The following is a 9189-nucleotide window of genomic DNA, read 5'->3' as shown; positions in this document are numbered from 1 at the left end:
TCCAATTGACCAATTTACTGATTAATTTAGTCTTTAGCATTAAATGCAAGTTATCAGTTCGCGGTTTTCAATTTTCATACTTTAATTCATCAGTTGTCGGTTTATTATCTTTTCACTATTCACTAACGACTAATTAAATATCCAGCTCTTTCACTTCTAAGCTGTGCGTATAGATAAACTCTTTTCGAGGCTCGACTTTATTTCCCATTAGTACCGTAAACATCTCTTCTGCTTCTATAACATCTTTTAATTCTATTCTCTTTAAAATCCTATTCTCTGGATTCATAGTAGTCTCCCAGAGTTGTACTGGGTTCATCTCTCCCAGACCTTTATATCTCTGAATTTTAGGATTACTTTCCATTTCCTTTAATTTAGCGTTTAGTTCTTGCTCATTAAAAAAGTAATAACTATTCTTATTGTGTTCCACTTTGTAAAGAGGAGGTTGAGCAACATAAATATTCCCTCTTTCAATTAAAGGCTTCATATATCTAAAAAAGAAAGTTAAAAGTAAAGTTTTTATATGAGCACCATCAACATCTGCATCAGTCATGATGATAACTTTATAATATCTCAGTTTTTCTATATCCAGGTCCTCCCCAATATTTACTCCTAAGGCAGTAATAATGTTTCGTATTTCATTATTGTCTAATATTTTATGCAAACGTGACTTCTCCACATTTAAAATCTTGCCCCTTAAAGGCATAATGGCTTGGAATTTCCTATCTCTCCCCTTTTTTGCTGACCCTCCGGCAGAATCACCCTCCACTATGAAAATCTCTCGGTAATGAGGATCTTTTTCGGAACAATCGGCTAATTTACCAGGAAGGGTGCCGCTTAGGCTTAAGCCATTTTTTTGTCTAATTAAATTCCTTGCTTTACGAGCGGCTTCTCTTGCCTGTAAAGCAGAAATAGACTTAGCTAATATCTTTTTGGTAATCTCAGGATTCTCATTAAAGAAACTATTCAAACTTTCAGTGGCAATAGAGGAGACCGCTGCTCTTACTTCACTGTTCCCTAATTTAGTCTTAGTCTGCCCTTCAAACTGGGGATTCATTAGTTTTACGCTTACTACTGCAGTTAATCCTTCTCTAACATCACTTCCGGACAGATTGTCCTCCTCATCTTTTAAAGTAAATTTCTTAAAATTAGATACTATGCTACTTCGGGCATAATCATTTACCACTCTGGTTATAGCTGCTTTAAATCCTACTAAATGGCTTCCGCCTTCTTCGGTATTTATATTATTAGCAAAGGAAAGAATGTTTTCTAGATAGGCATCATTATATTGTAGGGCTATTTCCACCTCTATATCATCTTTTTTCCCTGAAATATAAATAGGAGTTTTAAATAAAACATCTTTATTTTTATTTAAATATTTTACAAATTCAACTAATCCTCCATCATATTGATAGGAAACTTCTTTGTTTGCCTCTCTTTCATCTTTTAAATCAACTTTTACTCCCGCATTTAAAAAAGCTATCTCTCTTAACCAATGAGAAATGATATCAAAACTGAAGTTTAGATCTTCAAATATTTCTGGGTCGGGCTTAAAAGTTATTTTAGTCCCGGTTTGGGTAGATTTTCCGAACTTTTTTAAATCAGATACCGGCTTCCCTTTTTCAAATTTTTGAGAAAATATTCTTGAATCTCTGCTTACTTCTACCTCTAATCGCTCAGATAGGGCATTGACTACAGAGACGCCCACGCCATGCAGCCCTCCAGCAACTCGGTAACCACCTCCACCAAATTTGCCTCCGGCATGTAATTTAGTTAAGACTATAGTTACTGCTGGTTGTCCGGTTGCTTCATGGATGTCTACCGGGATCCCGCGGCCATCGTCAGATACAGTAACGCTATTATCAGGATGAATAGTTACTTCTATATTTTTACAGAAACCGCCCATGGCTTCATCAATACTATTGTCTACCACTTCGTATAATAGATGATGTAACCCTCGGCTTGAGGTATTCCCAATATACATACTTGGTCTTTTTCTTACTGCTTCTAATCCTTCTAAAACCTGTATCTGTTTGGCGGTATATTGATTATCTTGATTATTGGTCATATTTTTACTTTTTTTCAATCTCTCCTGCCTCATTCAAAATGAAACCGCAGCTTGCCGCCACGGTTTTTATTTTTTATTCTATAAAATTTGTGGTAAAAACCCTTTCAGTTATTTTAAAAACCTAATTAATATTACTATATTATAGAGCTTTTGTCAAAAATTTGTGACCGCCCGCAGAGGATCAGGTAACAGTCTGAAACACAATAAAATAATAGATATGATAAACTGGAGGGGAGAAAACCAGATTTAAAAAAGCGGGTAATAAAACAAATAATCTTTAAGGTTAATAAAATCAAATAAATTAAATAATTCTTGTAATGAGCCTGTGGCATTGTAGTCTTAAAATTAAAATTGGGAAGGCTGAACTTTAAATAAGATGTTAGAGATTATTTCTTCCTCTGCTTTAAGATTAATTTTTTGAATAATCTCCCCTTTCCTTAAATTTAATTCATTGGCCCAAACGTTACTTTTTACGCTTAAAAAAAGACACTGATTTTGTATTTTAAGGGGTTGGGAATTTTGAGCAACTTCCCTCGCCACCAGATCTCCCCAATGACTGATTATCTGATATCCTTTTATATTGGTTCCCCATTTTTTCTCTTTAAAAAAATCCTCTAAGGCTTCTTTAAGAGGGACGGCATTTTTATTTTTCATAAAGCAAATATCTTCCCCCCTTCTATTTTAGATATCTTACTTTTCTCTTTAATATTACTATTAAAATAATCTAAACTTATGCTAGTAATAAAAGTCTGGACTTTTTTGTCCATAATTAATTCTAATAAGAAATGTCTTCTCTCTTCGTCTAATTCTGACATAACATCATCTAATAAAAATATGGGATAAACCCCTTCTCTTTCTTTAATTAATTCTAATTCTGCTAATTTTAAAGAAAGAACAGAGGTTCGTTGTTGACCCTGTGAACCATAAGAGGCGATATTAAATTCATTAATGCATACTAAAAAATCATCCCGGTGGGGACCAAATAAACTGATTTTATATTTTATTTCTTTCTCTTTATGTTCCTTTATTTTATCTTCGAATGCCTTGCTTATAAAAGAAATATTTTCTTGCTGGTCTTTTAATATATTACTCTGGTAGATTATCTTTAAATTTTCTTTTCCTTTAGTAATTTTTTGGTGAAATTTATCAGCAAGATAATTTATTTTTTTTAAAAATCTAATTCTGGTTAAAATTAAAAAAGATCCCTTCTCTATCAGCTGAGGATCCCAAATAAGAAGTCTTTCTCTCAACCCTCTTTGGTTAATTTCTTTCTTTAATATATTATTCCGCTGTCCTAAAATTCTATAATAATCTGTAAGATGCCTGTAATATAAGGGATAAATTTGGGATATCTGTTCATTTAAAAATTTTCTTCTTATAGAAGGAGCTCCTTTTATGATCTGTAAGTGTTCGGGAGAAAATACCACCCCTTTGAATTCTTTATTTAAAATAGACTTACTTTGGATATTTTGGTTTATTTTTATAGTTTTAATTAATTTAAATTTATTGAAACTTTCTAACTTTTTTTCTAAAGATAAATTTATCTGAAAATTTTCTTCGTCCTTATTAATCTCTCCATATAGACAGGTGCTTTTATTGCTCCAACTTATTAATTCTTGGTCATTTTTTGTTCTATAAGAATTCCCCCTAATTATTAAATATAATGCCTCTAAAAGATTGGTCTTCCCTTGGGCATTATCTCCAATAAAAATATTAAGATTAGGGGTAAAATTTATAGATAATTTTAGAAAATTCCTATAATTGTTCAATCTTAGTGTTTTTAAATACAAATATTTCCCTTTCGTTAAAATTTGACTTTTTAATGATAAATACTAATTATTAGTTAACTAATCTATTTCTCTTTCTTAATCTGTTCTTACCGGCATTAAAATATAAGTATAGTCTTTATCTTCCTCTGGAGTAATAATTACTGGATTTAAGGGATCGTTTAATTTTATTATAGTATGTTCAGTTTTTATTATCTTTAAAACATCTAAAATATAGTCAGGATTAAAAGTTATAATAATATCTTCCCCTTCTTTTAGACAGGATATTTTTTCCAAGGCTTCTCCTACGGTGGGGCTTTCTGCTTTTAAAGTTATTTCACATTTTTCTATCTTCTCAGCATCCTCTTTATTGGTAACTTCTATCCTTACTGTATTTAAATCTTCCCTTACAAAGAGAGAAATCCTCTCCATTTTATTTCTAAAATCATTAGTATCAATTTTTATTTCTGTTTTAAAGGAATCTGGAATAATCTGGTGATAATTTGGAAATTGACCTTCTATTAATCGAGAGAATATTCTGATACAATTTTTCTGAATATCAGGAAATAAAATAAACATTATCTGTTTTTCACTAATTTTAATCTCTATAAATACATCTTCATCATCTAAGAGAAGCTTAGATAATTCTAAAAGGGCACGGAAAGGTATAATAACCTCCAGTTCATCCGTTCCCTCGGTGGAAGATTTTTCTATATTTAATACCGTAATATTTTTAACAGATAATCTATGACTATCAGTGGTAACTATTTCCATTTTATTCCCTATTATTTTTAATAAGGCTCCATTTAAAAAGGTTCTATTTTCATCTTTAGAGGCTGCAAATATTACCTGTTGTATAGCTTCTTTAAATATTTTTTGGGTTAGTTTAATTTTAGTTCTCATTTTTATTTCTGGAAAATTAGAAAATTCCTCTGCAGAAAAACCTAGAATCTTATAATTTGAATTATTTTCTTTAATAGTAATAATATTATTCTCCATACACTCTAGCTCTATTTTCCCCACTGGAAATTTTCTGATTAGTTCGCTTATTATTTTATTGGGAATGACTGTAGAACCAGTCTCTATCACCTGAGCTGGTATATAACAATCTATTCCTATTTCTAAATCGGTAGCAAATAGATGTACTATATTATCATTACTTGCTTCAAAAAGTATTCCATTATAAATAGGTAATCCAATTCTATTCGATATTCCTTTTTGTACAATTTGAATTCCGTATAATAAATTTTCTTGAGTACAAACAACTTTCATATTTTTTTATCTCCTTCTATTTTAAATAATTAGATAAATAAATAGTATTATTAGTAATAGATACTGTTAAAACTGGGGAAAGAAAAAGAAAGTCTTCTATTTTATTATATATACCCTGGGGATAAATTTAGGGATAACTTTTATAAATATTAACCTATTCCCCATTTTTTATTTTGTGTTTAAAAAAAATATTTAATTACTAAAACTTATCCAGAAATTATTAATAGAGTTATTAACCATCAGCTATTTTTAATTTTCAAAGACAAATTATCTATAGTAGATTTTAGTCCTTTATCTTTTCCAATTTTATTTTTTATTTTATTATAAGAATGAAGAATAGTAGTGTGATCTTTCCCCCCAAAGGCTGCCCCAATTACCGGTAGAGACAGCTCGGTTAATTCCCGAGAGATATAAATAGCAATCTGTCTGGCCGTAATAATATCTTTAGTTCTTTTTTTAGATAATAAAGCACTGAGTTTAATATTAAAATAATCTGAAATTGTTTTTTGAATTTGATTAATAGAGATAACTTTGTTTTCTAAAGGAATAATATCTTTTAATATTTCTTGAGCTAAAGAGGTGGATAAATTACTTTTAGTTAGAGTAGAATACGCAGTTAATTTATTTAAGGCACCCTCTAATTGTCTTATATTAGAAGGAATCTTTTCAGCAATAAAATTAATCACCTCATCGGGAATATTTAAATTTTCGGTTTGGGCTTTTTTCCTTAAGATAGCAATACGTGTCTCTAAGTCCGGAGGTTGAATATCAGTTATTAACCCACATTCAAACCGGGAGATTAAACGATCTTCTAAAGTGGGGATCTCTTGCGGTGGTCGATCACTAGTGATTACTATCTGTTTATTAGAGTCATATAAAGTATTAAAAGTATGAAAAAATTCTTCTTGAGTCCTTTCTTTTCCAGCTAAAAACTGGATGTCATCAATTAATAATAAATCTACATTCCGATATCTATCACGAAAAGCGACCGTACGATCATCCCGGATAGAATTAATTAATTCGTTGGTAAACTTTTCAGAAGAGATATATAAAATATTAACTTTACTCTGCTGGTTATATTGGATGATATAATTACCAATAGCCCGCATTAAATGGGTTTTTCCTAAACCCACTCCACCATATACAAATAATGGATTATAAGATTTTGCAGGAGATTGAGCTACCGCAAGGCAAGCAGCGTGGGCAAACCTGTTGCTATTTCCAACCACAAAATTATCAAAAGTATATTTTGATTTTAGAATAATTTCATTATTTTTTAACAAAGCCTCTACTTTTTTTGTTTCCTTTTTTGGTTTTGATGGTATTGGTGGCGTTGATGATTTTGATGGTGTTGACGGAAAAATATTTTGATGCTCTATTTCGAACTCTATTTTTAAATTATCATCTACGTTGATAGTTCTCTTTAAGATATCTTTAATAAATTCCATATAATGTTTTTCTAACCAATCTTTACAAAAGCCGCTGGGGACAGAAATAGTTAACTCTTGGTCTTCAAATTTAATAATTTTTGTATTAATAAACCAGCTGTTATAAGATTGGGGGCCTAGTTCACCTTTTATTATTTCTAAAATTTTACTCCACAATTCATTCATTTCTATTAAATCCATTTATTTTTCCATCCTATAAGCCATTAAATATTTTTATTTATACTAAATTATAATATTCTTATAGATTTAAAAAGGGTTATTAAAATAAAAATTATTTATGCTAATCTTTAAATTATAAGGTTTTTATGACTTTTCCCCAAAGTTAACAGATAGTTGTGGAAAACTATAAAATAGTTTTTCTGTTAGATTTTAATATTTCCCCTGAAAAAACAAATTTTAATATTTTATTTATAGAATATAAAATAACTGAAGATAAAGGCTTTAGTAAAGATATTAACAGTTTATTAACACCTGTGGAAAAGTTAGTCAAAATATCTCTAATTTTTACTTATAATAACAAAAATTTTTTTATTAAGCAAAGATATTTTTGCGTTGGTTAGTTTCAGCTCTAATTTTTACTCTAACTTTATATTTTATTAAAGATTAAAAGGATGATGGCAGAAAAAATTTTAAAATATTCTGTGGCTTTAAGTGTTCTTTAAAGCGTAAAAATAAGATTTCTCAATATTTCTTCAGAAGCTTGACATTTGAAGTAGATTAAAGATATAATTTTTATTAAATTTTGAGATATATAATTTAATATAAAAGGGAGAAAAGGTTAAATGAAGCGGACTTATCAACCAAACACAAGAAAAAAACTGAAAGTTCATGGATTTCGTAAAAGAATGAGCACTAAAGCTGGTCGGTTGGTATTAAAAAGAAGGCGTTTAAAAGAACGTAAACACCTTACAGTATCTGGATAATAAACTTTATAAGCAAAAGAGGAATTTTGATAAAGAGAAAATTATCAAAAAACATTGAATTTAAAAGAGTTTTTTCAGAAGGAAAAAAGACCGAAAGTAAAAATTTTATAATATTTATCTTAAAAAATGATTATAAGTTTAATAGATTGGGAGTAATAGTAAAAAAAGAGATCGGAATAGCTGTAGTTAGGAATAAAATAAAGAGATGGCTGAAAGAAGCATATAGACAGGAAAACAGAAAATTATTTCCAGGATATGATATAATTCTTCTGGCTAAGAATAGTATTACGAATTCAAATTATTTTAATATATCTAACGAATTAGAAGGCCTTTTTATAAGCGAAAATTACTTTTATAAAAAAAGCGACAAATTAGACCTTTAGATTTAGGAGAAGAAAAGAGAAATTATATTTCTATAAAAAGCAAATAGGATTTTATTAAAGACTTTATGAATAAAATAATCATTTTTTTAATAACGGTGTATCAAAAGTATATTTCACCATTAAAGCCAGCCACTTGTAGGTTTTATCCTAGCTGTTCCGAATATACTATTCAAGCTTTAAAGAGGTATGGAATTTCAAAGGGATTGCGGCTTTCTGTATCGAGAATATTACGTTGTCACCCATTTAATCCAGGCGGATATGACCCCCTAATATAATAAAAATTAATTAATAATAAAAAAAGGAGAAAAATATTTGGGAAGTTTATGGAGTTCTTTGGTCAAATTATTCGACGAAATATTAAAATTTTCCTACGGCTTTACTCATAATTATGGGATTTCCATTATCTTAATGACCATTCTTATCCGATTAATTTTATACCCCTTAATGCAAAAACAGATGGTTTCTATGCGGGAGATGCAGAAGATCCAACCGCTAATGAAAGAAGTACAGGAGAAATACAAAAACGATAAGGAAAGATTAAACAAAGAGTTAATGACTTTATATAAAGAATATAAAGTTAATCCTATGGGTGGCTGTCTACCTTTGTTAATTCAAATGCCGATATTGATTTTGCTTTTCCAGGTGTTAAGAGTATTTGATTATAAGGATAAATTAACTGGTGACATAGTTGGAGGCTTTTTATGGATACCTAATCAAGTTGAAATTATTTTAAAGGATGGTCTTCATAAAGTTGTGGGAGGATTAGCTGCTCCGGAGCAATTAATTCATCTACCCGGTAGTGGAATTTTCGGAATGCAATACCTTGGCATCCTGCCCTTTTTAATAGGAGTCTCCATGTTTTACCAGCAGAAGATGACTACCGCTCCTCCAACTACACCCGGCAAAGAAGGGGGATCTGCGGAGCAGACCCAAAAGATGATGACCATTATGATGCCTCTGCTAATTGCTTTTATGAGTTTTACTCTTCCTTCCGGATTAACTTTATATTGGTTAGTTTCTACTCTTTTAGGGATTGGACAGCAATATTTTATTAATAAGAAAATACCTACAGAGGTTACTGATTTAAAAGCACCTATTTCCAAAGAAAAGGAAAAAGAAAAACCCGCTTATAAAAAACCAGAAAAATCAGATTCTTTTCAAGAAGAACCTTGGATCCCAGGTTATGAAAAATCAACTGACAAAAACTCCTTTAAAGGTAGAAAAAAGGTCAAAAAGCATAATAAAGTTAAAACAAAATAAATAAATAATAAATATTATATATTAAATATACTGGTTGTCACCCAAAAAGTAAACAAACCTGTCCTCGACCTG

Annotated in this window: 9 protein-coding genes; 4 read left to right on the top strand and 5 right to left on the bottom strand. The window is 30.0% G+C overall.

Annotated features, from left to right (window positions below):
* Nucleotides 1–133 precede the first annotated feature (133 nt).
* The 5 genes from gyrB to dnaA all read right to left on the bottom strand — a co-directional run bounded on the left by gyrB (nt 134) and on the right by dnaA (nt 6731).
* Nucleotides 134–2065 carry a DNA topoisomerase subunit B gene (gene gyrB, locus COZ07_RS04340; protein WP_406607362.1) on the bottom strand — a complete coding sequence of 644 codons (1932 nt, stop codon included), beginning with the start codon at nt 2063–2065 and terminating at the stop codon, nt 134–136.
* Nucleotides 2066–2410: 345 nt separating this feature from the next.
* Entirely contained in the window at nt 2411–2719 is a 309-nt protein-coding gene (locus tag COZ07_RS04335) for a DUF721 domain-containing protein (RefSeq protein ID WP_406607361.1), read from the bottom strand.
* Nucleotides 2716–3855 carry a DNA replication/repair protein RecF gene (gene recF / locus COZ07_RS04330; RefSeq protein WP_406607360.1) on the bottom strand — a complete coding sequence of 380 codons (1140 nt, stop codon included), beginning with the start codon at nt 3853–3855 and terminating at the stop codon, nt 2716–2718. Before recF ends, COZ07_RS04335 begins: the two co-directional genes overlap by 4 nt.
* A gap of 75 nt (nt 3856–3930) precedes the next feature.
* The gene (gene dnaN / locus COZ07_RS04325; RefSeq protein ID WP_406607359.1) at nt 3931–5103 is read right to left on the bottom strand and encodes a DNA polymerase III subunit beta; all 1173 of its coding nucleotides are present in this window, start codon (nt 5101–5103) and stop codon (nt 3931–3933) included.
* A gap of 239 nt (nt 5104–5342) precedes the next feature.
* Entirely contained in the window at nt 5343–6731 is a 1389-nt protein-coding gene (gene dnaA / locus COZ07_RS04320) for a chromosomal replication initiator protein DnaA (RefSeq protein ID WP_406607358.1), read from the bottom strand.
* A 602-nt stretch (nt 6732–7333) separates the two neighbouring features.
* Here dnaA and rpmH point away from each other — a divergent pair.
* The 4 genes from rpmH (at nt 7334) to COZ07_RS04300 (ending at nt 9117) form a co-directional block, all read left to right on the top strand.
* Complete coding sequence (gene rpmH, locus COZ07_RS04315; protein ID WP_406607357.1) at nt 7334–7474, top strand: 50S ribosomal protein L34; 141 nt, start codon at nt 7334–7336, stop codon at nt 7472–7474.
* A gap of 26 nt (nt 7475–7500) precedes the next feature.
* Nucleotides 7501–7857 carry a ribonuclease P protein component gene (gene rnpA / locus COZ07_RS04310; protein ID WP_406607356.1) on the top strand — a complete coding sequence of 119 codons (357 nt, stop codon included), beginning with the start codon at nt 7501–7503 and terminating at the stop codon, nt 7855–7857.
* 65 nt (nt 7858–7922) lie between these two features.
* Nucleotides 7923–8132, top strand: coding sequence for a membrane protein insertion efficiency factor (gene yidD / locus COZ07_RS04305; RefSeq protein ID WP_406607355.1), 210 nt, complete (start codon nt 7923–7925; stop codon nt 8130–8132).
* 37 nt (nt 8133–8169) lie between these two features.
* Entirely contained in the window at nt 8170–9117 is a 948-nt protein-coding gene (locus COZ07_RS04300; RefSeq protein WP_406607354.1) for a YidC/Oxa1 family membrane protein insertase, read from the top strand.
* Nucleotides 9118–9189: the final 72 nt, after the last annotated feature.

Source organism: Candidatus Infernicultor aquiphilus (genome assembly GCF_002784285.1).
Lineage (GTDB): Bacteria > Atribacterota > Phoenicimicrobiia > Phoenicimicrobiales > Phoenicimicrobiaceae > Infernicultor > Infernicultor aquiphilus.
The sequence above is the reverse complement of the archived record's forward strand: the minus strand, read 5'-3'. Positions and strand labels throughout refer to the sequence as shown.